The following is a 21964-nucleotide window of genomic DNA, read 5'->3' on the forward strand; positions in this document are numbered from 1 at the left end:
GATATGGCGAGGCGCGAAAATCTACGCGTAGCTCTGCGCGGCTGAGGCGTTCATCGATTCGAGTTCGGTGCGCGGCCGCTGTCGCGTCAGGGCCAGCATCATGCCGACCCCGTAAGCAAGAGACACCATCGAGGAACCGCCATAGGAGATGAACGGTAGCGTCATGCCTTTGGCTGGGATCAGTTGCAGATTAACCGCCATGTTGATGGCCGCCTGCACGCCGAACAGGATCGCAAGGCCGGAGGCCGCAAAGCGCGCAAACATGTCCTCACTCTGATAGGCCCGCGACAGCGCGCGGATCACGATGAAAGCGAACAGCGCCAGCAGCACCAGGCAAAGAATAATTCCAAACTCCTCCGCCGCGACCGCAAACACGAAGTCAGTGTGGCTGTCCGGCAGGCTGCGCTTGGCGATGCCCTCGCCCGGCCCGAGGCCAAACCAGCCGCCATTGCCGAAAGCTTCCATCGCGGTGTCGACCTGAAAGGTGTCGCCCGAAGCCGGGTTCATGAAGCGCTTGATGCGTCCGGCCACATGCGGCACGAACAGATAGGCGGTGAATAGCCCGACGCCCGCGGCGCCTGCGAGGCCCATCACCCAGATCATGCGCATGCCGGCGATGAAGAACAGCGCGCCCCACACCATCAGGATCAGCATGGTCTGGCCGAAATCGGGCTCCATCACCAGGAGCGAGACCAGCATCAACAACAGCACCAGCGCCATCGAGGTCGCCGGCATTTCCGGCTTTTTCGTCGATTCCGAGAACAGCCAGGCGGCGAGCACGACGAAGGCAGGCTTGGCGGATTCCGAGGCCTGAATGTTCACGCCAAGCAGCGTGATCCAGCGCCGCGAGCCCTTCACTTCGGGGCCAACCAGCAGCGTGAGCACGATCAAGGTCACGCTGACGAAAAAGACGATCAGCGCGGTGCGGCGGATCTGTTGCGGCGAGAGAAACGACACGCCGATCAGCACCGTGAAAGACGGCAACAGGAACATCACGTGATGATTGAAGAAGTGGAAGGGATCGAGCCCGATCCTGGTCGCGACCTGCGGGCTTGCCGCGAGCGACAGGATCACCCCGCCAAGTATCAGCGCGATGATCGCCGCCAGTTGCAGGCGATCGACCGTCCACCACCAGTCGCTGAGGGGGTTGCGCTGTTCACGGGAGAGCATGGGCGTTCCCAAGGAATAAAGAGACGCCCATTGGTCGCCCATGATGGTTTCCAAGGGGTTAATGGATTGGAAAGAACTTCACCTCTCCCGCTTGCGGTCTCATGCCCCGGATGCTGCGCAACGCGCCGAAGCACGACGGCATTGTCAAACCGATTCAGCGGTGCGCTGCTGATCCGGGGCCTACTGCACTTTGGGTCCCGGCGCTGCGTGGCAGCATACCGGACAATGCTTCGCATCGCCGGGAGCATGCCGCAACGCGTCCGGGATACGAGACCGTCAGACCACCGGCTTGACGCCCACCAGGGCCTGCCCCTCCCTCACCACAGAACGCACGCCGTCATGACGGCGGTAGCGACGATCCCGATCAACCAGGCCGTCGAGCGCAGCCCTTCCACCTTGAGCCAGTAGCAAAGATCGAAGGTGGCGCGCGCCAGGACATAGATCAGCGCCGCCCAATAGCTGAGCCCGGATTGCTTCTGCAGGACGACGATCGCGAGCGCGACCGGCGCGTACATCGCGCAGGATTCGAGATTGTTCTGCACCGTGCGCGCGGCTCGCCCGGCAAAGCCGTCCAATGCCGGAGGTTCGGATCGCGAACTCAGCACGTAGCTTACTCCCTTGCGCGATATGTTGGTGAAGTGCTGAACGAGCACCGCGACGAGCACCAGCGCGGAAGCCAAAACAGCAGACGTCAATTCCATGGGACCCTCATTGTCACTAAGGCAGCTACCGGCATGATGACCGGTCGGCCGCGGTTCGTTTCTCGACCTGCTGGGTGAACGATCACAATTGGACCGACAAGTCCAATTGTGCTAACCCGCAGCGATGTTGAGGAATTCAACGACGAGATTGACCAAACGCGGCGCGGCGACCCGCCGGCGCATCATCGAGGGCGCCGCCAGACTCATCCTGGAACAGGGCGTGGCGGGCACGAGTCTCGACGAGGTCATGGCCGAGACCGGCGTGAGCAAGTCGCAGCTCTACCACTATTTCGCGGACAAGGATGCGATCGTTGCCGAGGTCATCCGCCTTCAGGTCGAGAACGTTCTTGCTGCGCAAAGCCGCGAACTCGATGTCATCGATTCGATGCGTTCGTTGCGGCACTGGCGGGACGCGATCGTCAAGCTGAGCAGTGTTCAGGGCACCGAAAACGGTTGCCCCATCGGCTCGCTGGCAAGCGAGCTGACCAATCGCTCGGAGGCGGCGCGCGGCATGCTGGCCGGTGGCTTCGAAACCTGGAGCCGCCGCATCGAAGCCGGTTTGAAGAAAATGCGCGAACGCGGAGAGCTTGCAGAAACCGCCGACGCCGAAGAACTGGCGATGGCTATCCTGGGAGCCGTGCAGGGAGGATTACTGCTCGCCAAAACGATGCGATCGGTTCGGCCGGTCGAACTGATGCTCGACATGGCGCTGGCACGTGTCGAGCAACACCTCGTTGCGCCATCCGCCGCACGTCGTCGCCGAAAATAGCGCTACGGCCTCACACCACCGGCTTGACGCCCGGCAGGGCCTGCACGAGGTCGCGGAATTTGGAGCCGCGAATTTCGAAATTGCGATACTGGTCGAACGAGGCGCAGGCCGGCGACAGCAGCACCACGGCTTCCTTCAATCCCGACGCCTCGGCATCGCGCGCCGCGTGTTCGACGGCGACGTCGAGCGTCCGCGACATTTCGTGCGCGACGGTCGCGCCGAGCGTTCCCGCGAATTCATCCGCCGCCTCGCCGATCAGGTACGCCTTGCGGATGCGCGGGAAAAATTCAGTGAGGCCCGTGATGCCGCCGGCCTTCGGCTTGCCTCCTGCGATCCAGAAAATGTCGGCAAACGACGACAGCGCGTGCGCGGCCGCATCCGCGTTCGTGCCCTTGGAATCGTTGACGAACAGCACGTTGTTGCGGCGGCCGACCTGCTCCATGCGGTGCGCAAGACCGGGAAAGCTGCGCAATCCCTTTTGCAAGACATCGCTGGCGACGCCCAGCGCGAGTGCGGCACCGGAAGCGCAAGCCGCGTTCTGCGCATTGTGCGCCCCGCGCAGCGAGCCGATGCCGCCGATCTTCGCAATCTCGCTGCGCGCGCCGCTGGCGGCGCGCCAGATCACCTCGTGAGCGACATAGATGCCGTCAGGCAGCGGGTTCTTCACCGAGATACGAACGACGCGCTTGCCGGCCTGCTCGATGCGGTCGGCGCTCGCGCGGCTCCATATATCGTCGACTCCGACGATCGCCGTGCCCTGCGCCTGAACGCCGGCGACGAGGCGCTCCTTCACCGCGGCATAATGATTGAGCGTGCCGTGACGGTCGATGTGGTCCTCGCTGATATTGATCAGGATGCCGACGGTCGGATCGAGCGACGGAGTTAGATCGATTTGATAGGACGACATCTCGATCACATGCACGCGGCCCTTGCGCGGCGGCTCCAGCGACAGAATTGCGGTGCCGATATTGCCGCCCATCTGGGTATCGTAACCGGCGACCTTCATCAGATGCGCGATCAAGGCCGTGGTGGTCGACTTGCCGTTGGTGCCGGTGATGGCGACGAACGGCGCATCCGGCGCGTAACGCTGCCGTTCGCGACAGAACAGCTCGATATCGCCGATCACCTCGACGCCGGCCGAGCGCGCCATCAGCACGCTCCAGTGCGGCGCGGGATGGGTGAGCGGCGCGCCGGGCGTGAGGATCAGCGCGGCAAAGCGTGACCAGTCGACCGTTCGCAAGTCCGCCGTGATGAAGCCGGCCTTGGCGGCTTCCGCCAGCCGCTCGGTCCCGTCGTCGCCGGCGACGACTTCGGCGCCGCCGGCCCTCAGCGCATGGCAGCTTGCAAGCCCCGAACCGCCAAGGCCGAACACCGCGACCATCTTGCCCGCAAAGGAGGTGACGGGGATCAAGTGATCACCGCAGCTTCAGCGTCGAGAGGCCGGCGAGCGCCAGCATCACCGAGATGATCCAGAAGCGGATCACGATCTGCGGCTCGGTCCAGCCGAGCTGTTCGAAATGATGGTGGATCGGCGCCATCTTGAAGATGCGCTTGCCCGTGAGCTTGAACGAGGCCACCTGCACGATGACGGAAACCGCCTCCAGCACGAACAGGCCGCCGATTACAGCGAGCACGATCTCGTGCTTCACCGCAACCGCAATCGAGCCGAGCATGCCGCCAAGCGCCAGCGAGCCGGTATCGCCCATGAAGATCGATGCCGGCGGCGCGTTGAACCAGAGGAATCCGAGACCGGCCCCTAACACCGCGCCGCAGATCACCGCCAGTTCGCCGGTTCCGGGCACGTAGTTGATTTGCAGATAGTCGGAGAATACGGCGTTGCCGGTGAGATAGGAGATCATGCCAAAGCTCGCGGCCGCGATCATGACCGGCACGATGGCGAGACCGTCGAGGCCGTCGGTCAGGTTCACAGCGTTGCCCGCGCCGACAATGATGAATGCGCCGAACACGACAAAGAACATGCCGAAGTTCAGCGCGACGTCCTTGAAGAAGGGAATGACCAGCGAGGTCGAGAACGGCTCGCGGCCGAGCCGCACCAGCGCGTAACACGCCGCAACCGCAATGGCAGCTTCGAGCAGAAGGCGGATGCGGCCGGCAAAGCCGCTCGAGGTCTGCTTGGTGACCTTCAGGTAGTCGTCGTAGAATCCGACAAAGCCGAAGCCGAGCGTCACTGCCAGCACGATCCAGACATAGGGATTGAGCGGGTTGGCCCAGAGCACGGTCGACACCACGAGCCCCGACAGGATCATCAGCCCGCCCATCGTCGGCGTGCCCTTCTTGGTGAGATGCGACTGAGGGCCGTCGGTGCGGATCGGCTGACCCTTGCCCTGGCGCAGCCGCAGATGGTCGATGATCCAGGGGCCGAACAGGAACACGAACAGCGCACCCGTCACCATCGCCCCGCCGGTACGGAACGTGATGTAGCGGAACACATTCAGAAGGCTGTGCAGGAAGGCAAGCGACGGGACGGTGTTGGAGAGGTCGATCAGCCAGTAAAACATCTAGTGGTCCGATTCTAGCATTTGTATCCCTTCTCAGCAGGCACTTTTACAAATGTTAGAATCAAAGGACCACTGGCAAATATCAGATTCTGGTGGAGCCTTGGATTTGACATTCGCTTTCGTATGCGCGGCCAGGTGGGAGCGAATGTCAATCCGCTCCACCAGTTGTCCCTATACCGCAGCTTCGTCGAGTGCGGCTTTCCCGGGGAAGCGCTTTTCAAGCGCGGTGACGATGGTTTTCATCTTCGAGCCGAACGAACCCTTGATCATGACGGCATCGCCAGCGCGAATGGCGGCGAGAAGCTGCGCTTCGAGATTCGCCGCGCTATCGGCATAGCCGCCCCGCTTGCCGGTGGAAAGGGCGTCCCACAGGTTGCGCATCAACGGGCCACAACAATATACGAGATCAATGTGATAGGTCTTGATGGCGTCATTCAGGCCGGCATGCAATTGCGCGCTGGCCGACCCCAATTCAAGCATATCGCCGAGGACGGCGATGCGCCGTCCCTGCGGGCCAATCTTCGCACTCCCGAGCACGCTGAGCGCCGCCGCCATTGAGGCCGGATTGGCATTGTAGCTTTCGTCGATCAGGGTGATTTCCCCGCCGGGAACAGTGAGCGTCTGCCGGACGCCGCGGCCGGCCGCGGGCGCCAGCTGCGACAATGACAGCGACGCCAGCGCGAGATCGGCGCCGGCGAGCGAAGATGCGGCAAGCACCGCCAGCGAGTTCATCGCCATGTGGCGGCCGGGCATGCCGAGCTTGTAGGTGACTTCGGACTTGAGGATTTCCGCATGCACCGCCGAGCAGGTCGCATGCAGCGCGATGTCGATGAGCCGTGCTTCGGCCTTCTTGTTTTCGCCGAACGAGACGATGCGCGAAATCTTGAGCTCTTTGGCGCGGCTGGCGAGCCGTTCGAATTGCGAATTGTCGCGGTTGAGCACAACGGCGCCACCGGGCACGACGCCAGCGAAGATTTCTGCTTTCGCGTCGGCAATCGCCTCGATGCCGGAGAAGAACTCCAGATGCACCGGTTCGACTGTCGTGATGATGGCGACGTGCGGCCGCACCATCTTGACCAGCGGGGTGATTTCGCCGGCGTGATTCATGCCGATCTCGAACACCGCAAATCGCGCATTCGCCGGGCAGCGCGCCACCGACAGCGGCACGCCCCAGTGATTGTTGAATGAGGCCGCTGAAGCGTGGGTTTGCCCCTGCGCCGAGAGCACATGCAGCAGCGCTTCCTTAGTCGAGGTCTTGCCGACGGATCCCGTGACCGCGATCACCTGTCCTTCGAGCCGCGCACGCGACGCGCGACCGAGATCGACGAGACCTGCCAGCACATCGTCAACGATCAAAAGCCGCGCGTCAGGCGCGAACTTGTCAGCTTGCGCCGTTTCCACCACCGCCACCGCCGCGCCGGCGTTCAAGGCGGCCTCGACAAAGGCATGACCGTCGTGGACCGCGCCCTTGATGGCGAAATATGCTTCGCCCGGGGCAAGCGTGCGCGTGTCGATCGAAATGCCGGTGACCAGTTCGGGCAACGCGCCGCGAGCTTCGGCGCGCATTGCCGCCTGCATCGCTGCCGATGTCCATAACGGCTCAGCGCTCATGCCGGAACCTTTCGTGCAAGAGCAGACGCGACCGCGTCGTGATCGCTGAACGGCAGCACATGATCTCCAATAATCTGTCCGGTCTCGTGGCCCTTGCCAGCGATCAGGAGCACATCGCCCTTGGCGAGACCGGCGATGGCGCCTGCGATCGCCTCGGAACGATCGCCGATTTCCTTGGCGCCCTTGGCCGCCGCCATGATCGCCGCGCGGATCAGGGCCGGATTTTCGCTGCGCGGATTGTCATCGGTGATGATGACCTCGTCGGCATTGTCGGCCGCGATCGCACCCATCAAGGGCCGCTTGCCGGCGTCGCGGTCGCCGCCCGCGCCGAACACGACGATGAGTTTTCGTTTCGTGTAAGGACGCAAGGCCTGCAGCGCTTTCGTCAGTGCATCCGGCTTGTGGGCGTAATCGACAAAAATTGGCGCGCCGTTGTGTTCGCCGACCCGTTCCAGACGGCCTTTCGCGCCTTCAAGCTGTTCCAGCGCGGCGAAAACCTGATCGGGGTCGCTGCCTGTACCGATCGCAAGGCCGGCGGCGACCACCGCGTTCTCGATCTGGAACTCGCCGACCAGCGGCAGACGAATGGAATAGCGGCGGCCCAGATGTTCCAGCTCGAGCCGTTGCGCGAATCCGTCGATCGCACTGGCTTCGACACGGATCCCCTCACCCGCGCCGTCGCCGTTGTGACCGACGGTGATGAGGCGCAGTTTGCGCTTAGAGGCAACTTCGACCACTTCACGCGAGCAGTCGTGATCGGCCGAGATCACGGCAGCGCCGCCGTCGGCCACGAGATCGCGGAACAGCCGTAGCTTTGCGCCGAGATAATGCGCGACGTCAGGATGGTAGTCCATGTGATCGCGCGAAAGGTTGGTGAAGGCGCCGGCATTCACGCGCACGCCGTCAAGCCTGAATTGATCGAGCCCGTGCGACGAGGCCTCGAAGGCGAGATGCGTGACGCCCTCGCGCGCGATCTCGTCGAGCTGCCGGTGCAACGCGATCGGATCGGGCGTCGTCAGCGAGCCATAGACGGTGCGCTTGGGGGAAACCAGACCGATGGTGCCGATGCTGGCGGCCTCGAACCCGAGCCGCTGCCAGATCTGGCGCGTGAAGGCGGCGACGGACGTCTTGCCGCTGGTGCCGGTCACGGCGGCGATGGTCGAAGGTTGTCTGGAGAAAAATTTCGCGGCCGCCAGCGACAATGCGCGGCGCGGATTGGACGTCCTCACGAATGGAACGCGGCATCCGCCGGCGGGAGGCTGGCTGCCCGCGATCGCAACGGCGCCCGCCGCAATCGCCGCATCGACGAAGCGCGCGCCATCGGTCTTGGCGCCGGCGAGCGCAAAGAACAGGTCGCCCGGTTTGACCGCGCGGCTGTCGACGGCAAGACCGGCCACTTCGACCGCAGCTGCCTGCGGGTTGACGACGGCATCAGAACCGAAGAGATCGGAAAGCTTCATGGTGTTCCAACCAGGCCAACGCTCCTGTTGCGTCACGGCTCGCCCTCTTCCCTCATCCTGAGGAGCCGCGCAAGCGGCGTCTCGAAGGTTGAGACCAATATCTGGGCCTCATGGTTCTCCCCGCGACGCAAAGCGTCGTCGGGAGACGCGATTTTCTATTCTGCACCGTTCGCAACGGCCTCGCCAAGCTCGGCCTGCTCGGGTGCTGGCGCTCCTCACCATGAGGGTTTGACCCGGCGGGATACAGACTCCGCTCCCGAATCCAATTGGCGCGGTACGAGAATTACGCCTTACTGGGTTGTCCTCGATGCCGCAAGAATAAGGCGGTCGGACGGCGGCAGGTCGAAGCGCGGTTCGACGCCCAGGATCGGCGCGATCCGGGAAATCACGTTGCCGGCGGTCGGCACCGCGTTCCAGCCCGAGGTGATGAAGCCATAGGTTTCCTTCAGCGGCTGCGGCTCATCGAGCATGATCAGGACCTGGTAGCGCGGCTTGTCGGCCGGCAGGATCGCGGTAAAGGCGGTGAGCACGCGTTTCTTGGCGTAGCGCCCGTTGATGACCTTTTCGGCCGTGCCGGTCTTGCCGCCGATATAGTACCCCTTGACGTCGGCCTTGCGCGCGGTGCCGATCTCGGCATTGAGCCGCATCAGGAACCGCATCTTCTCCGACGTCTCCGGCCTGATCACGCGCTTGGCCAGCTGCATCGCTTCGTCTTCGCTGCGCTTGAGGAAGGTCGGCGGGATGAGATAGCCGCCATTGACGAGCGCGCTGACGCCCATCACCGCCTGCAACGGCGCGACCGCCATGCCGTGCCCGAAGGCGATCGTGATGGTGTTCAATTCGCCCCAGTGATGCGGCACCAGCGGCGCCGCACTCTCCGGCAGCTCGGTGCGCAGCCGGTCGAGCTGGCCCATTTTGCGCAGGAACGCCTTGTGCGCATCGACGCCCTGCGCCAGCGCAATGCGCGCCGCGCCGACGTTGGAGGAGAAGGTGAAGACCTCCTTCATGTTGAGGAAGCGGCCCTTCGGCTCGTCGTCATGGATCGCGAATTTGCCATAGTGCAGGGGCCCGCGCGCATCCCATTGCGAGTCGAGGCCGTATTTGCCGGTGTCGAGCGCCATCGCCAGCGTGAACGCCTTGAAGGTCGAGCCCATTTCGTAGACGCCCGTGGTCAGGCGATTGATGCGATCGGGATCGTGCGCTTCCTTCGGATTGTTGGGATCGAAATCCGGCACCGAGACCATCGCGATCACTTCGCCGGTCCTGACATTGGTGACGAGGCCGGACGCCGCCTTGGCGTGGAACTTTTCTTTCGCTTTGAGCAATTCGTCGCGCAGCGCGTGTTCGACGCGCAAGTCCACCGACAATTCGATCGGCCGCTGCAATCGATCGGTGGCGAAGCCGGCGCGATGCAGATCGGCAAGACCGTTATTGTCCAGCCACTTCTCCATTCCCGCAATGCCCTGGTTGTCGATGTTGACCAGACCAATCAGATGCGCGACTTCATTTCCGGTCGGATAGACGCGCTTGTTCTCGCGCAGGAAGCCGATGCCGGGAATGCCGAGGCGGTGAATCTCCTGCTGCTGTTGCGGCGAGATTTCGCGCTTGAGCCAGACAAAGCCCTTGCGGCCGGACAGGCGCTCGCGGGTTTCGATGGTGTCGAGATCGGGCAAGGTCGCGGTCAGAAGCTCGATCGCCTCGTCCTTGTCGATGATGCGGCGCGGTTCGCCGAACAGGCTCGGCGCCTTGACGTCGGTGGCCAGAATCTCGCCGTTGCGGTCGACGATATTGGGCCGGGCTGTCGCGATCGCATCCTGACCGGCGCCGCGACGCGAGCCGTGGTTGTCGGCGGCGGCAAACATCACGAGCCGACCGCCGATCACGGCATAGATGGCGACGAAGGCCAGCATCACGAAGCCGACACGGGCGCGCGCTTTCGCGGCGCGATCGACATTGCGCCCGTAGAGCAGGCTGCGGACCAGCCGCTGCCGCCAGGGTTCCTGGGATTTCTGAACGACGAGCTCGCGAGAGGTCATCGCGGCGCCCCCTGCGAAGGTGCCGGGATCGAACCCGTCGTCACCGGCGCATCGGCGGACGCCTCGATGGTCTGGACCAGCGCGCCGATCGGGTCGGGTTCGCCCGGCTTGACCAGGCTTGGCGGACGATCGGGCAGGTTCTTCAGCGCGTCGTATTGATTGGCGTTGAGCGGCTTGAGGGGCAAATGACGCTCGGCCAGGCCTTGCAGCCGCAGCGGCGAATCGAGCTTGGCCCATTCGGCCTGCAACGTCGCGATCGCGTCGCGCTCCTCACGGATTTGCGCGCGCAGCCGCAACACTCTCTCGGTGCGATCGGTCGATTCCATCTTGATCCGGTAGACATAGGCGGCCGCGAATATCAGTGCACCGATCACGAGGAGATGGATGATGCGCATGCCTCAGCCTCCCCGCATCACGGTCGCAAGCGTCGGCCATCCCGGCAGGTTGCCTGCCGCATGCGCCGGCGCATCGGTTCGCGCGGCGGCGCGGAGTTTTGCCGAACGCGCGCGCGGATTGGCGGCGACTTCGTCGTCGTCCGCCGTCACCGGGCGCTTGGTGAGAATGGCAAAGCTCGGCGGACGCTGCGCCTTCTCCGGCTGATGTCGCGAGCCGCCACCGGCCTTCGCGCGCTCGCTCAAGAAATTCTTGACGATGCGGTCTTCCAGCGAATGAAACGAAACGACCACGAGCCGGCCGCCTGGCTTTAGCACGTGCTCGGCTGCAATCAGCGCCAGATGCAGCTCGTCGAGCTCCTGATTGACGAAGATTCTCAAACCCTGGAACGTTCGTGTCGCAGGGTGAATGTCGCCCGGCTTGCCACGCACGACCTTGGCCACAAGATCGGCAAGCGCGCGCGTCGTCACAATCGGTGCGTCCTTGCGCGCGGCAACGATCGCCCGCGCGACGCTGCGCGAGTGGCGTTCCTCGCCGAAGATATAGATGATGTTGGCGAGATCGGCCTCGGAGGCCTTCGCGATCACATCGGCCGCGGTCGGACCGTCATGCCCCATCCGCATGTCCAACGGTCCATCAGCGCGAAACGAGAAGCCGCGCTCCGCTTGGTCGAGCTGCATCGAGGACACGCCGATGTCCATGACGACGCCGTCGACGGCGGTAGCGCCCTGCCCGGCGCAAATCTCGGCAAGGTTGGAGAAGCGATCCTCGACCAGGGTCAGCCGCCCGTCCGAGCGATCGACCAGCTCGAACCCTCCCGCAATCGCGGTGCGGTCGCGATCGATACCGATGACGCGGGTATTCTTGACGTCGAGGATGGCGCGGCTATAGCCGCCGGCGCCGAAGGTAGCGTCGACATAGATCCCGCCGCCCTGCGGTTCCAGCCAGCCGATCACCTCCCGGCCCAGGACCGGGATATGGCGCGGACGGGCTTCACCCGGCTGCGTCATGCCGGGCCTCCCGGCAAAAGCCGAGCGGCGAGGTGGAACTTGCACGCGAAGCAGCCCATGGCGCCTCAAAAATAAGCTTTTCGCCGGCCCCTCATATGTTGGCGGCCGGCGTTCGGTCGGAATTTGCGCTGGGATACCAGAGGACACGTCAAACCTATGCTTCCCCGCGCCAGACCCGACCCTGAAGCGCACCCGCTATGCAGACACCGGCAGGCCGGCGGCGCCCACCGGCTTGTCAGGAAAATCAGGCGCAATTCTTCACCACTTAGTAACGACAGGTAGCGTTAAGAAAGCGTTGAAGAGCTGCAAACTCCGCCTGCTTCCAGCCAGCAAAGCCAAAGGCCGTCCAGGCCAATTGCGCCGCCACCCCGGCGCGACGAAGTGATGCGTTCCGCACACACTCCGCCAAAATGCGGTTCGGAAAACCTGTCAGCCGATTGCGCCGCGGCAGCCGGCAGAGAATAGTGATGAGGTTCCTTTTTTGAAAAAAATTGATTGTCGTTCTCTTGCCGGGTTTGAGTATTGATATGTCACTTGGTTCGTTCGCAACTAGTGCACACTTTCCGAAGTTCGTGCACGGGCGCGGCACCCACTTTCGCGAACTTCGGAAAGGTATGGGCACTAGCAAATCTGTCAGTTCTAGCGCCGCTTTCCATTTGAAGTTCCTGGACGGAGGCTGCTGCACGTGACACAGGAACTTCAAATGGGCGGCGCTAGTGATTCGAAGCGGCGCGCCATTCCGCTGCCCCGGCCCATCGCGAATATGCAGAACTTCACGCCAGACTCCTCGATCGCTTCCGACGTCATTCCGTCCGCAAATTTCGGCGAACGAAACAAGGGCCGTCTGCCCGACATGATCCTCCTGCACTACACCGGCATGCCGGACGTGCAGGGCGCGATTGCGCAGCTGTGCACCGCGGGCACCGACGTCTCCGCGCATTACATCGTGCTGGAAGACGGCCGCATCGTGCAATGCGTGCCGGAATCCAAACGCGCGTGGCACGCAGGCGTGGCGTCATGGGCGGGCGAAGACGACATCAATTCCTGCGCGATCGGGATCGAGATCGTCAATCGCGGGCACGACTGGGGCTATCCCGAGTTCCCGCTGCGCCAGATCGCCGCCGTGATCGCGCTGTGCCGAGGTATCATGCTCCGCCGCAACGTCCCCTCGCATCGGGTGCTGGGGCATTCCGACGTGGCGCCCTCGCGCAAGAAGGACCCCGGCGAGAAATTTCCCTGGCATTCGATGGCGAATTCCGGCGTCGGCCATTGGGTTCAGCCGGCGCCGATCGTGCGCAGCGAGGGCTTGCGGCTGGGCGCGATCAGCGATGAGGTGCGCGGCCTGCAACAGGCGCTCGCGCGCTATGGCTATGGTCTCTCGATCACGGGCAAGTACGACACCGCGACGATGGAAGTGGTGACCGCCTTCCAGCGCCATTTCCGCCCCGCCAAAGTCGACGGCATCGCCGATCATTCGACACTGGTGACCCTGCAAGCGCTGCTCGCCAGTCTTCCGGCCGAGGCGACAGCAGCCGCGACTGTGTAGCTGACACCTCGGCCATAGCTGCCGTTGACCGGTCTAATTCGATCACCGAAAGATGGGGATGTTCCACAACAACCCGTCGAGGACACACGTGATCATTCGCGAATGGCGTGGGCGAGCAGCCAAATCCAATCCGCAAGGCTATCCGCATCACTTTCGCTCGAAAGTGATGCCTGAGCTTGGCGAGTTACCCGGCTTTCTGGGCGCGCATCTCTGCAGGCGCGACCTCGGCGGCACCATCGAGTTTCTCGTGCTGACGAAGTGGCGGTCGCTGGAGGCCATCAGCGCGTTTGCCGGCGACGACGTCGGCCAGGCGATCGTCGAGCCTGAGGGCGTGGCCGCGCTTGTCGATTTCGATAATCGCGTGCAACACTACGAGACGATCGAAGACATCTGAGCTTCGAGCAGCGCGATCAACCGAGCTCCGCCAATCGCCGCGCGTAGAGCCGCCGCAGCGGCTCGAGCTGTGTCGCCGCCGTTGCCGCATGATAGGCCTCGCGGGCATCTTCGCGCCGGCCGAGCCGGCGCAACAGATCGGCGCGAACGGCAGGCAGCAGTTCGTAACCCTCGAGGCCGCCGCGTGCCTGCAACGCATCGACAAGATCAAGCGCGCGCGCCGGTCCGTCGACCATCGAGACCGTCGCGGCGTGATTGAGCGCGATGACAGGCGACGGCGAGATTCGCAGCAGCACTTCGTAAAGACCGGCAATCTGTTTCCAGTCGGTATCCTGAAAGTTGGCGGCTCGCGCATGCAAAGCTGCGATCGCCGCCTGCACCGAGTAGACCTCGGGAAGGCCCGGCAGCAGCAAGGCTTGTTCCACGAGCTTCAAGCCTTCGGCGATCTGATCCTGATTCCAGAGCGAGCGGTCCTGCTCCTCGAGCAGCACGATATCGCCGCCATCGGTCTGCCGCCCCGCGCGCCGCGAATCGTGCAACAGCATCAACGCCAACAGACCCTTGACCTCGCGGCGGCCCGGCATCAGCCCATCGAGCAGACGTGCAAGACGGATCGCCTCGCGGGCGAGATCCGGCCGCATCAGTGCTTCACCGGACGTCGCGACGTAGCCTTCCGTGAAGACGAGATAGATCACCGCCAGCACGCCGCGCAGCCTTGGGCTGAGCGCGTCGCGTTCCGGCACTTCATAGGGAATGCCGGCGAGCTTGATCTTCTGCTTGGCGCGCACGAGGCGTTGGCCCATCGCGTCCTCGCTGACGATAAAGGCCCGCGCCACCTGCTCGGTGGTCAGCCCGCACACGGTGCGCAGCGTCAAGGCGACCTGCACCTCGGCCGCGAAGGAAGGATGGCAACAGGTGAAGATCAGCCGCAGCATGTCGTCGTTGAGGACGGCGGTATCTTCCTCGGCAAGGACCTCCGCGTTGAGCAGCGCCTCATGCGTCAGCGCGGCCTCCTTCGCGCGAAACGAGACTTGCCGGCGAATGCGGTCGATCGCCTTGTTGCGTCCGACATTGACGAGCCACGCCCGCGGATTGTCCGGCGCGTCCGTGCAAGGCCAGCGCTCCAGCGCTGCGGCGAAGGCTTCCTGCAGCACGTCTTCGGCGAGATCGAAATCGCCGACGAGGCGGATGAGCGTGGCCAGCGCCCTCCCCGCCTCGTCGCGAAATATCTTTTCGATCTCGGCTGGAGTCATGTCTCAGTCGTAGATCATGACCGGGCGAATTTCGACCGAGCCGTCCTTGGCGTTGGGAATTCGCGCCGCAATCCCGATCGCCGTGTCGAGATCCTTCGCATCAATCATGTAATAGCCGGCGAGTTGTTCGCGCGTCTCCGCAAACGGGCCATCTGTCGTCAGCGTCTTGCCGTCGCGAACCCGCACGGTGGTTGCTGTCGAGGTTGGCTGCAAGCCGTCGCCACCCTTGAAGTGGCCGCTCTGCACGATGGACTGGGTGAAAGCGCCGTACGCCGCGGTGACTTGCTTGCGGTCCGTCGGGGTCATTTGGCTCAGTCCGGCTTCGCTCCGGTAGATCAACAACAGGTAATTCATGTGCCACTCCTTATGTTGGCTGGATTGCCGACAACCAGTCGAAGGGGAGGATCGCCGAACGACATGTTCACGATAATTATTTTTGCCCCTCCGGTCCCGCCACGAACGGCTTGACGCAAGCTGTCATAAACCCCATGCCTTGGCGGTCAGTCGGCCGGACGGCCGCTCCCTTTAAAGGAGAGGAAAGTCCGGGCTCCATCGACATACGGTGCCGGATAACATCCGGCGGGGGCAACCCCAGGGAAAGTGCCACAGAGAACGAACCGCTTCCCCCTTCGGGTGGCAGCAAGGGTGAAAAGGTGCGGTAAGAGCGCACCGCGGGTCCGGCAACGGAACCGGCATGGTAAACCCCACCGGGAGCAAGACCGAATAGGGATGGCAACGCGGGTGGTTCGCGAAAGCGATAATGCCCGCGGGAGCGATGTCAGGCTCGCCATCCGGGTTGGTTGCTCGAGGCCACGCGCAAGCGTGGTCCCAGAGGAATGGCCGTCACGTCTTGTCCGCGTGAGCGGGCAAGGCCCTACAGAACCCGGCTTACAGGCCGGCTGATGCTTGATAAATGAGGGGTTCGGCGTCAACGCGCCGGGCCCCTCACCATTTTAGGCCCACGGGATTGCGCAGCCGCCGTAAGCCTTTGCCTTGCCGACGCCATATCCTGCCTTTATTGCTGGACATTCGACCGGCCCCGTCCATCGGTCAGGGGGAGCAACTTGAATCGCGCATTGTCCTGGATCCGGACCGGTGCCGCCTTGGCCGCGGTTGGAATCGTCGTCGCCGGCTGCGCGGCGGCGAACAATGCGACCTCGGCGCAGGCGTCGGCTCAAGGCGAGCAGCCGTACAAGACAATGTACGGCATGACGAGTGAGGGGCCGACCACCGATCTCTACACCGAGCTGTTCGGCCCGCGCCAACCCGCTCCCGCCCCGGCGACCGACGTCGCCTCAGCCCAGCCGGTTCAGCCGGTGACGAGTCAGCCGGTCACGCCGGTTCAACAGGGCCAGCAATATTCGACGGCTCAGCCATATCCGGCGCCGCGCCAGGGTCAGGTCGCAACCTCAACGACGCCGGGCCGACCGGGCCAGACTCAGACCGCGGCGACAAGCCGCGCGCCGCAACCCGCCTACGGCCAGCCGGCACCTGGCCAGCCGGCGCCGGTGCAGGTCGCTCAGCAACCGGCGCCGCCCGCACCTCCGCCAGAACCGGACACGCCGGCCATGTATGGCATCACCGCCAACGGGCCGAGCACCGATCTCTACACCATGATCTTCGGATCCAAGCGCGACGGCCAATAGGCTGGCCGCGACAGGCTCTCCACGCATGGCGTGAAGCCGATTTGACATTCTGATCCGAATATCAGAACCACCTTTCACATGAGCATGATCACGATCGCCGTGCTGTTGTTCGGCGCACTCGCCGGCGGCTTCGTGTCGGGCCTTGCAGGATTTGGCACCGCGCTGATGGCGCTCGGCATCTGGCTTTACGTCGTGACGCCGGATGTTGCGGTCCAGCTGGTGGTGATCTGCTCCGTCATCGCGCAGACCTGGACCATGCCCTCGATCTGGCGGTCGATCGACTTCAAGCTGGTGGTGCCCTTTCTGGTCGGCGGCCTTGCCGGTGTGCCGATCGGCACCCTTTTGGTCGCCTATGCCGATCCGGGCCACTTCAAGCTCGCCGTCGGCGTCCTGCTTCTGGTGTTTCCAACTGCCCTTTATCTCCAGCGCAAGCCGATGGCGCTGAGCATTGGCGGCAAGGCAGCCGACGGTGCGATCGGCTTTGCCGGCGGCGTGCTCGGCGGTCTCGCGGGTCTCTCCGGCCCGATCCCGATTCTGTGGGCGAGCGTGCGCGGCTGGGGCAAGGACGAACGGCGCGGCGTGTTCCAGATTTTCAACTGGACGATCCTCACGGCTGCCTTTGTCGTGCAGACGGCATCGGGCCTGGTTACGCAGCATACGATGTGGCTGACATTGCTGGTCATGCCCGCGACGATCGGCGGCGCCTGGCTCGGCACCCGCACCTATCACGCGCTGAGCGACGGTAATTTCCGCGACGTCGTGCTCGGCCTGTTGTTTCTCTCCGGCGTCACGCTGGTGTGGAGCAGTTTGGCGGGGATGATGCCATGATGCATCACCCCGCCACCGCGACAGGCGTGAACTCGGTCGCCTGGCGTTCGAACAGCCCACGATAGATTCCGCCGCTGCGCAGCGTCAGCGACGCGTGGTTGCCCTGCTCGACGATCGCGCCGCGATCGAACACCAGAATCCGGTCGAGGCCGCGCACCGTGGAGAGCCGGTGCGCGATCACGATCGACGTCCGTCCCTTCATCAAGCGCTCCATCGCCTGCGCAATCAACGCTTCCGACTCCGAGTCAAGGCTTGAGGTCGCCTCGTCCAGAATCAGGACGGGCGCATCCGCCAGGAACGCGCGCGCCAAAGCCACACGCTGCCGCTCACCGCCGGAAAGCTTGACGCCACGTTCGCCGACCAGCGTTCCATATCCCTTGGGCAGCCGCGTGATGAAGTCGTGCGCATTGGCAAGCCGCGCCGCCTGCTCGATCGCCGCATGGCTCGCACCCGGCCGGCCATAGGCGATGTTCTCCGCCAGTGAACGATGAAACAGGATCGGGTCCTGCTGCACGATTGCGATCTGACTGCGCAGCGATTGCTGCGTCACCTCGGAGATGTCCTGACCGTCGATCAGGATCCGCCCACCGGTGACATCGTAAAGGCGCTGCACCAGCTTGACGAAGGTCGTCTTGCCGGATCCGGAGCGGCCGACCAGGCCGACACGCTCGCCCGCACGGATGGCGACCGACAAGCCGTCGTAGAGCGGCGTGAGGTGACCGCCATAGTGAAACGTGACGTTCTCGAACACGATATGGCCGCCCGCGATGCGGATCGCTTGTGCATCCGCCGCATCCGTGATGCCGATCTGCTCGGCATGGATCGCCACCAGTTCCTCCATGTCGTTCACCGATCGCTGGAGGTTGTTGATGTGCATGCCGACATCGCGCAAGTAGGCGTGGATGATGTAATAGCTGGTGAGCACGTAAGCCACCTCGCCCGGCGAAGCGCGGCCCGCCAGCCACAACACCACTGCTCCGCCAATCACCGAGGCACGCAGGCAGAGCAGCATCAGAAGCTGCATCGCGTTGGTGTAGTTGTAACGCAGCCACGTCCGCTTCACGCGCCGGCGCCAACGGCTGACGACGCGCCCAAGCCTCGCTTCTTCGCGCAGCTCAGCGCCGAAGGATTTCACGACGGCGTTGCAGGTCAAGGCATCGGCGAGCGTACCGCCGACCTTGGTGTCCCAGGCATTGGAGACGCGTGCGGCCGGCGCGATGTAGAGCGTCGAAAATGCGACCGTCATCGCGACGTAGATCGTTCCTCCCAGCGCGACCACGAGACCAAGAACAAGCCAGTGCAGTCCGAGCAGAATCATCGAGCCGAACAGCACCATCAGCGACGGCAACAGCGCCATCAGGATCGTGTCGTTGTAGAGATCGAGTGCCCACATCCCCCGGGTGATCTTGCGAACGGTCGAGCCGGCAAAGCTGTTGGCGTGCCAGTCCGTCGAGAAACGCTGCACCCGCACGAAAGCATCGCGCGCGACGTCGGACATGATCCGCAACGTGAACGGAACGATCGCCTGCAGCCCGATCATGCGAAGCACGATCGACAGGAGACCGAGCGCAACGATCGAGCCGAAGGCCCAAAGCGCCGCGTGGCGCGCAGCCGGCAGCGCCGGGCCTGACGTGAGCGCGTCGATCAGGTGCCCGGAGAAAACCGGCATGAACAGGTCGGCAACGGTTGCCCCCAGAAAACCGGAGACGACTGCCGCCGTCATCATCGGCTGCTTGAGCCAATGACGAAACACGAACGGAATGACCACGCGGATTGCGGTGGGTCGTTGGCGAGTATTGGCGGCCATGGCTCGGGTCCGGCTGGCTTTGCGCATTTTGACGCGGACGCGCCGGCGACAAGCCGAACGCAAACGTCGATCAAGAACGCAGCTTCAGGAAATGGGAAGATCGGGCGTCAGACCCGGTCGGTGCTATCGGAGATGGCTCTCAGAAGAACCAGAAGGCATCCGGCACAAGCTTCGGACGCGGGAGCGCGATCTGCGAATTTGACAAAATCATGCAAATCTCCCCGGTTCGAGCGACGACGAGCTGCTTATAGAAGCATTGCCGGAGATTCGCAACACGCGACGCGCGCCCGCTCGAACACTCAAAATTGAAAGTACAGGAATTCCAGCCGCTGCCACATGCCGAACAGCGAGATCGTGAACGCGAGCGCCGAGAACAAGGCCCATGCAAAACTCGGCCGCCATTGCGGCCACGTCGATTTTTCAGGCGCGCGGCGATATTCGCGATACCTGAAGATCTGCGGAACGTTCGGCAAGGACAGTGCGATCAAAAGCGCGACAATGACGACGCCGCTGCCAATCAGAAGCAAGCGCTCTTCGCCGACCAATATCGGCAGATCCATCACCCGCAGAACGCCCGGCGAAATATAGGCCGAGCTTCCTGCGGCAAATCCGAACAGCGCCTTCAACATCGCCCAAGCGCTGCCAACGGTCTTGGCGCGAAAGAACACCCACGCGATGACGACCGCGGCAAACGTGATCGCCCATGACGCGACCTTGGCAAGATGGTTGGATGGCAATGCCTTGACCGATTCCTTGACCGCCGCGCCGCGCCACGTCTGCCAGAGATGATTGATGCTGAGATAGAGGCCATGCAGGCCGCCCCAGATCAGGAAATTCCACCCGGCGCCGTGCCAGAGCCCGCCGAGCAGCATCGTCAGCATCAGGTTGATGTAGCGGCGCGCCTCGCCGAGGCGATTGCCGCCGAGCGGAATGTAGAGATAGTCGCGCAGGAAACGCGACAGCGTGATGTGCCAGCGCCGCCAGAAATCGACGATCGACGCCGCCTTGTAGGGCGAGCGAAAATTCACCGGCAGGCGAATGCCGAACAAGAGCGCCAGCCCGACCGCCATGTCGGAATAGCCGGAGAAGTCGAAATAGATTTGCAAGGTGTAGGCCAGCGTCGATAGCCATGCCCATGACGTCGTCACACTGCCGCCGGCGTCCAGATGCGCGAACACCGGCGAGACGAACTGCGCCAGATTGTCCGCGATCACAATCTTCTTGAACAGGCCGGCGGCAAACATCGCCATTCCTCTCGCCGCCAGCACGGCGGAACGCGAGGTGCGCCCGCGCTTGAACTGCGGAATCATCTCGGCGTGATGAACCAGCGGCCCCGCGATCAGGTGCGGAAAGAACGTCACGAACAGCGTGTAGCTGACGATGTCGCGTTCGACCCTGGCGCCGCGCATCACGTCGACGAGATAAGCGATCTGCTGGAAGGTGAAGAACGAGATGCCGAGCGGCAATACGACATTCACGAATGGCAGCGGCGCGCCGGTTAGCGTGGAGACGCTGTCGAAAATGAAGTTCGTGTATTTGAAGTAGCAAAGCAGCGCGAGATTGAGCGCGACGCCGCACATGCCCACAGTGCGACGGCGATGCGGTTTCTCCATCGACAGGCCCAGCGAAAAATTCGCAGCGATCGAGGCTAGCAGCAGCAGGAGATAGATCGGTTTCCACGCGCCGTAGAAAAACAGCGAGGCGCCAACCAGGACCAGAATGCCGGCGCGCGGCGAATGTCGCCGCGCGGCAGCAAAGGCCAGCACGACCGCAGGCAGGAACTGGAACAGGAAGGTGTAGGTGGAGAACAGCATTTAACGCTTCAACTGCGACACGAGATAGCGCGTATAGATCGGCACGCCGGACGCATTGACATGCATTTCGTCGGCGTAGTTGCCCTGCTCCAGACCTGGTATCGCGGCAATGTTCAGGACGTCGAAGCCGCAGGCACGTCCGGCATCAATCAAGAGCGCCGCAACCTGATCTTCCTTCTCCTTCCATGAAACATCGCGCGAACGGTCGTAACGCGGCGCCCACGGCGGAATGACGACGGTCACTTTCCGCGAAAGTTTGACCATGTCGCACAGCGCGCCGACCTCGAGCCGTGCCTTCGGCCCCGCGATGTTCCAGTTGGCGTAATGCGGATGAGAGCCGATGTCGGCCGCCCACTGGTTTTCCGGCTGGTTGCGATCGATGATATTGACGCCAAACGCCGCCGGCTGCGGCGCGGTGTCAGCCACGTTCTGCTCGGAAGCAAGACGCGAGGCAAACGCCTCACGAATGAAACGGATCAGCGTGCCCACGCGCATCGGCAGGAACGACGCCATCTGGGTGAACACGCCAAGCCGCGGCAGAACATCCTGCGGATAAACAGCTGCCGAACGAACGCCCTCGTTGAAAATGAACGGCGCAACGCTGACCACGACATGCGCGCTTCGAAACACATCGCTTTCGCGGCGCATGGCAGCGAGCAGCGCCAGTGGCTCACCGGCGTCATAGGCGATATTGACCGCCGCGCCCTCGGGCTTGCCGATCAACTGCGCCGCAAGACGCGGGTCGACCTGGTACTCGGTGCGGCTTTCGCCGCCGAAAATCAGCTCGGGATGCGATGACAGCAGCGGCAGCTTGATCGCGAGCGACACCGGGATGTCGTCGTGAACGCGATTGGCGACCGCAAGAAGACCCGCCAGCACGACGAGCCACGCGACACCTGCGAGCGCCATCGACGCAGCGATCCATCGCGCCGAGAAAACCTGCATGCGTTGCAGTGGACTTCGTTCCGCTTTGGAAGGGCCCTGCGCCATGGCGCCCTTCAACCACGG

19 protein-coding genes and 1 other RNA gene are annotated in these 21964 nt (G+C 63.4%); 6 read left to right on the forward strand and 14 right to left on the reverse strand.

Going from position 1 to position 21964, the window contains the following annotated elements:
* Positions 1-21: 21 nt before the first annotated feature.
* A complete protein-coding gene (gene ftsW / locus VFB05_RS02035; protein WP_325008228.1) occupies positions 22-1170 on the reverse strand; it encodes a putative lipid II flippase FtsW in 1149 nt (382 codons plus the stop codon).
* A gap of 317 nt (positions 1171-1487) precedes the next feature.
* Complete coding sequence (locus VFB05_RS02040) at positions 1488-1871, reverse strand: MAPEG family protein (protein WP_325008230.1); 384 nt, start codon at positions 1869-1871, stop codon at positions 1488-1490.
* A gap of 124 nt (positions 1872-1995) precedes the next feature.
* Between VFB05_RS02040 and VFB05_RS02045 the strand changes: the two genes are divergently transcribed.
* Positions 1996-2640: a TetR/AcrR family transcriptional regulator gene (locus tag VFB05_RS02045; RefSeq protein WP_325008231.1), complete on the forward strand. Its 645-nt coding sequence runs from the start codon at positions 1996-1998 to the stop codon at positions 2638-2640.
* Between the two features lie 10 nt (positions 2641-2650).
* Here the strand turns inward: VFB05_RS02045 and murD are convergent, their stop codons facing one another.
* The 7 genes from murD to rsmH all read right to left on the reverse strand — a co-directional run bounded on the left by murD (position 2651) and on the right by rsmH (position 11669).
* Complete coding sequence (gene murD, locus VFB05_RS02050; protein ID WP_325008233.1) at positions 2651-4051, reverse strand: UDP-N-acetylmuramoyl-L-alanine--D-glutamate ligase; 1401 nt, start codon at positions 4049-4051, stop codon at positions 2651-2653.
* Between the two features lie 4 nt (positions 4052-4055).
* A complete protein-coding gene (gene mraY / locus VFB05_RS02055; RefSeq protein WP_325008235.1) occupies positions 4056-5159 on the reverse strand; it encodes a phospho-N-acetylmuramoyl-pentapeptide-transferase in 1104 nt (367 codons plus the stop codon).
* A gap of 171 nt (positions 5160-5330) precedes the next feature.
* Entirely contained in the window at positions 5331-6770 is a 1440-nt protein-coding gene (locus VFB05_RS02060; RefSeq protein WP_325008237.1) for a UDP-N-acetylmuramoylalanyl-D-glutamyl-2,6-diaminopimelate--D-alanyl-D-alanine ligase, read from the reverse strand.
* Positions 6767-8230 carry a UDP-N-acetylmuramoyl-L-alanyl-D-glutamate--2,6-diaminopimelate ligase gene (locus tag VFB05_RS02065; RefSeq protein ID WP_325008240.1) on the reverse strand — a complete coding sequence of 488 codons (1464 nt, stop codon included), beginning with the start codon at positions 8228-8230 and terminating at the stop codon, positions 6767-6769. Before VFB05_RS02065 ends, VFB05_RS02060 begins: the two co-directional genes overlap by 4 nt.
* A 290-nt stretch (positions 8231-8520) precedes the next feature.
* On the reverse strand, positions 8521-10266 hold the full coding sequence (locus tag VFB05_RS02070; protein ID WP_325008242.1) for a penicillin-binding protein 2: 1746 nt from the start codon (positions 10264-10266) through the stop codon (positions 8521-8523).
* Positions 10263-10661 (reverse strand): cell division protein FtsL, encoded by a 399-nt coding sequence (ftsL, locus tag VFB05_RS02075; protein ID WP_325008244.1) that lies wholly within the window; start codon positions 10659-10661, stop codon positions 10263-10265. The genes VFB05_RS02070 and ftsL overlap by 4 nt, the downstream gene beginning before the upstream one ends.
* A 3-nt stretch (positions 10662-10664) precedes the next feature.
* Positions 10665-11669, reverse strand: coding sequence for a 16S rRNA (cytosine(1402)-N(4))-methyltransferase RsmH (gene rsmH, locus VFB05_RS02080; protein WP_325008247.1), 1005 nt, complete (start codon positions 11667-11669; stop codon positions 10665-10667).
* Positions 11670-12432: 763 nt separating this feature from the next.
* On the opposite strand from rsmH, the gene VFB05_RS02085 reads away from it, so the two are divergent.
* Positions 12433-13215: an N-acetylmuramoyl-L-alanine amidase gene (locus VFB05_RS02085; protein WP_414643133.1), complete on the forward strand. Its 783-nt coding sequence runs from the start codon at positions 12433-12435 to the stop codon at positions 13213-13215.
* A gap of 88 nt (positions 13216-13303) precedes the next feature.
* On the forward strand, positions 13304-13609 hold the full coding sequence (locus VFB05_RS02090) for an antibiotic biosynthesis monooxygenase family protein (RefSeq protein WP_325008251.1): 306 nt from the start codon (positions 13304-13306) through the stop codon (positions 13607-13609).
* A gap of 16 nt (positions 13610-13625) precedes the next feature.
* Here the strand turns inward: VFB05_RS02090 and VFB05_RS02095 are convergent, their stop codons facing one another.
* Positions 13626-14861 (reverse strand): RNA polymerase sigma factor, encoded by a 1236-nt coding sequence (locus VFB05_RS02095; RefSeq protein WP_325008253.1) that lies wholly within the window; start codon positions 14859-14861, stop codon positions 13626-13628.
* A gap of 3 nt (positions 14862-14864) precedes the next feature.
* The gene (locus VFB05_RS02100; protein ID WP_325008255.1) at positions 14865-15215 is read right to left on the reverse strand and encodes a YciI family protein; all 351 of its coding nucleotides are present in this window, start codon (positions 15213-15215) and stop codon (positions 14865-14867) included.
* A gap of 146 nt (positions 15216-15361) precedes the next feature.
* Here VFB05_RS02100 and rnpB point away from each other — a divergent pair.
* The 3 genes from rnpB to VFB05_RS02115 all read left to right on the forward strand — a co-directional run bounded on the left by rnpB (position 15362) and on the right by VFB05_RS02115 (position 17335).
* Positions 15362-15768: RNase P RNA component class A (gene rnpB, locus VFB05_RS02105), an RNA gene on the forward strand.
* A gap of 157 nt (positions 15769-15925) precedes the next feature.
* Positions 15926-16507 (forward strand): hypothetical protein, encoded by a 582-nt coding sequence (locus tag VFB05_RS02110; protein WP_325008257.1) that lies wholly within the window; start codon positions 15926-15928, stop codon positions 16505-16507.
* A gap of 78 nt (positions 16508-16585) precedes the next feature.
* The gene (locus VFB05_RS02115) at positions 16586-17335 is read left to right on the forward strand and encodes a sulfite exporter TauE/SafE family protein (RefSeq protein ID WP_325008259.1); all 750 of its coding nucleotides are present in this window, start codon (positions 16586-16588) and stop codon (positions 17333-17335) included.
* Positions 17336-17339: 4 nt separating this feature from the next.
* Here the strand turns inward: VFB05_RS02115 and VFB05_RS02120 are convergent, their stop codons facing one another.
* The 3 genes from VFB05_RS02120 to VFB05_RS02130 form a co-directional block, all read right to left on the reverse strand.
* Complete coding sequence (locus tag VFB05_RS02120) at positions 17340-19142, reverse strand: ABC transporter ATP-binding protein (RefSeq protein ID WP_325008261.1); 1803 nt, start codon at positions 19140-19142, stop codon at positions 17340-17342.
* A 299-nt stretch (positions 19143-19441) separates the two neighbouring features.
* Positions 19442-20956, reverse strand: a complete 1515-nt coding sequence (locus VFB05_RS02125) for an MBOAT family protein (protein WP_325008263.1) — start codon at positions 20954-20956, stop codon at positions 19442-19444.
* Complete coding sequence (locus VFB05_RS02130) at positions 20957-21946, reverse strand: hypothetical protein (protein ID WP_325008265.1); 990 nt, start codon at positions 21944-21946, stop codon at positions 20957-20959.
* Positions 21947-21964: the final 18 nt, after the last annotated feature.

This window comes from Bradyrhizobium sp. (assembly GCF_035652035.1).
Taxonomy (GTDB): Bacteria; Pseudomonadota; Alphaproteobacteria; order Rhizobiales; family Xanthobacteraceae; genus Bradyrhizobium.

Excerpts from the sequence above, each read along its gene's own strand:
- ftsW (WP_325008228.1), bottom strand. The coding sequence starts at position 1,170 with ATGCTCTCCCGTGAACAGCGCAACCCCCTCAGCGACTGGTGGTGGACG.
- VFB05_RS02040 (WP_325008230.1), bottom strand. The coding sequence starts at position 1,871 with ATGGAATTGACGTCTGCTGTTTTGGCTTCCGCGCTGGTGCTCGTCGCG.
- VFB05_RS02045 (WP_325008231.1), top strand. The coding sequence starts at position 1,996 with ATGTTGAGGAATTCAACGACGAGATTGACCAAACGCGGCGCGGCGACC.
- mraY (WP_325008235.1), bottom strand. The coding sequence starts at position 5,159 with ATGTTTTACTGGCTGATCGACCTCTCCAACACCGTCCCGTCGCTTGCC.
- VFB05_RS02060 (WP_325008237.1), bottom strand. The coding sequence starts at position 6,770 with ATGAGCGCTGAGCCGTTATGGACATCGGCAGCGATGCAGGCGGCAATG.
- VFB05_RS02065 (WP_325008240.1), bottom strand. The coding sequence starts at position 8,230 with ATGAAGCTTTCCGATCTCTTCGGTTCTGATGCCGTCGTCAACCCGCAG.
- VFB05_RS02070 (WP_325008242.1), bottom strand. The coding sequence starts at position 10,266 with ATGACCTCTCGCGAGCTCGTCGTTCAGAAATCCCAGGAACCCTGGCGG.
- ftsL (WP_325008244.1), bottom strand. The coding sequence starts at position 10,661 with ATGCGCATCATCCATCTCCTCGTGATCGGTGCACTGATATTCGCGGCC.
- rsmH (WP_325008247.1), bottom strand. The coding sequence starts at position 11,669 with ATGACGCAGCCGGGTGAAGCCCGTCCGCGCCATATCCCGGTCCTGGGC.
- VFB05_RS02085 (WP_414643133.1), top strand. The coding sequence starts at position 12,433 with ATGCAGAACTTCACGCCAGACTCCTCGATCGCTTCCGACGTCATTCCG.
- VFB05_RS02095 (WP_325008253.1), bottom strand. The coding sequence starts at position 14,861 with ATGACTCCAGCCGAGATCGAAAAGATATTTCGCGACGAGGCGGGGAGG.
- VFB05_RS02100 (WP_325008255.1), bottom strand. The coding sequence starts at position 15,215 with ATGAATTACCTGTTGTTGATCTACCGGAGCGAAGCCGGACTGAGCCAA.
- VFB05_RS02115 (WP_325008259.1), top strand. The coding sequence starts at position 16,586 with ATGAGCATGATCACGATCGCCGTGCTGTTGTTCGGCGCACTCGCCGGC.
- VFB05_RS02120 (WP_325008261.1), bottom strand. The coding sequence starts at position 19,142 with ATGGCCGCCAATACTCGCCAACGACCCACCGCAATCCGCGTGGTCATT.
- VFB05_RS02125 (WP_325008263.1), bottom strand. The coding sequence starts at position 20,956 with ATGCTGTTCTCCACCTACACCTTCCTGTTCCAGTTCCTGCCTGCGGTC.
- VFB05_RS02130 (WP_325008265.1), bottom strand. The coding sequence starts at position 21,946 with ATGGCGCAGGGCCCTTCCAAAGCGGAACGAAGTCCACTGCAACGCATG.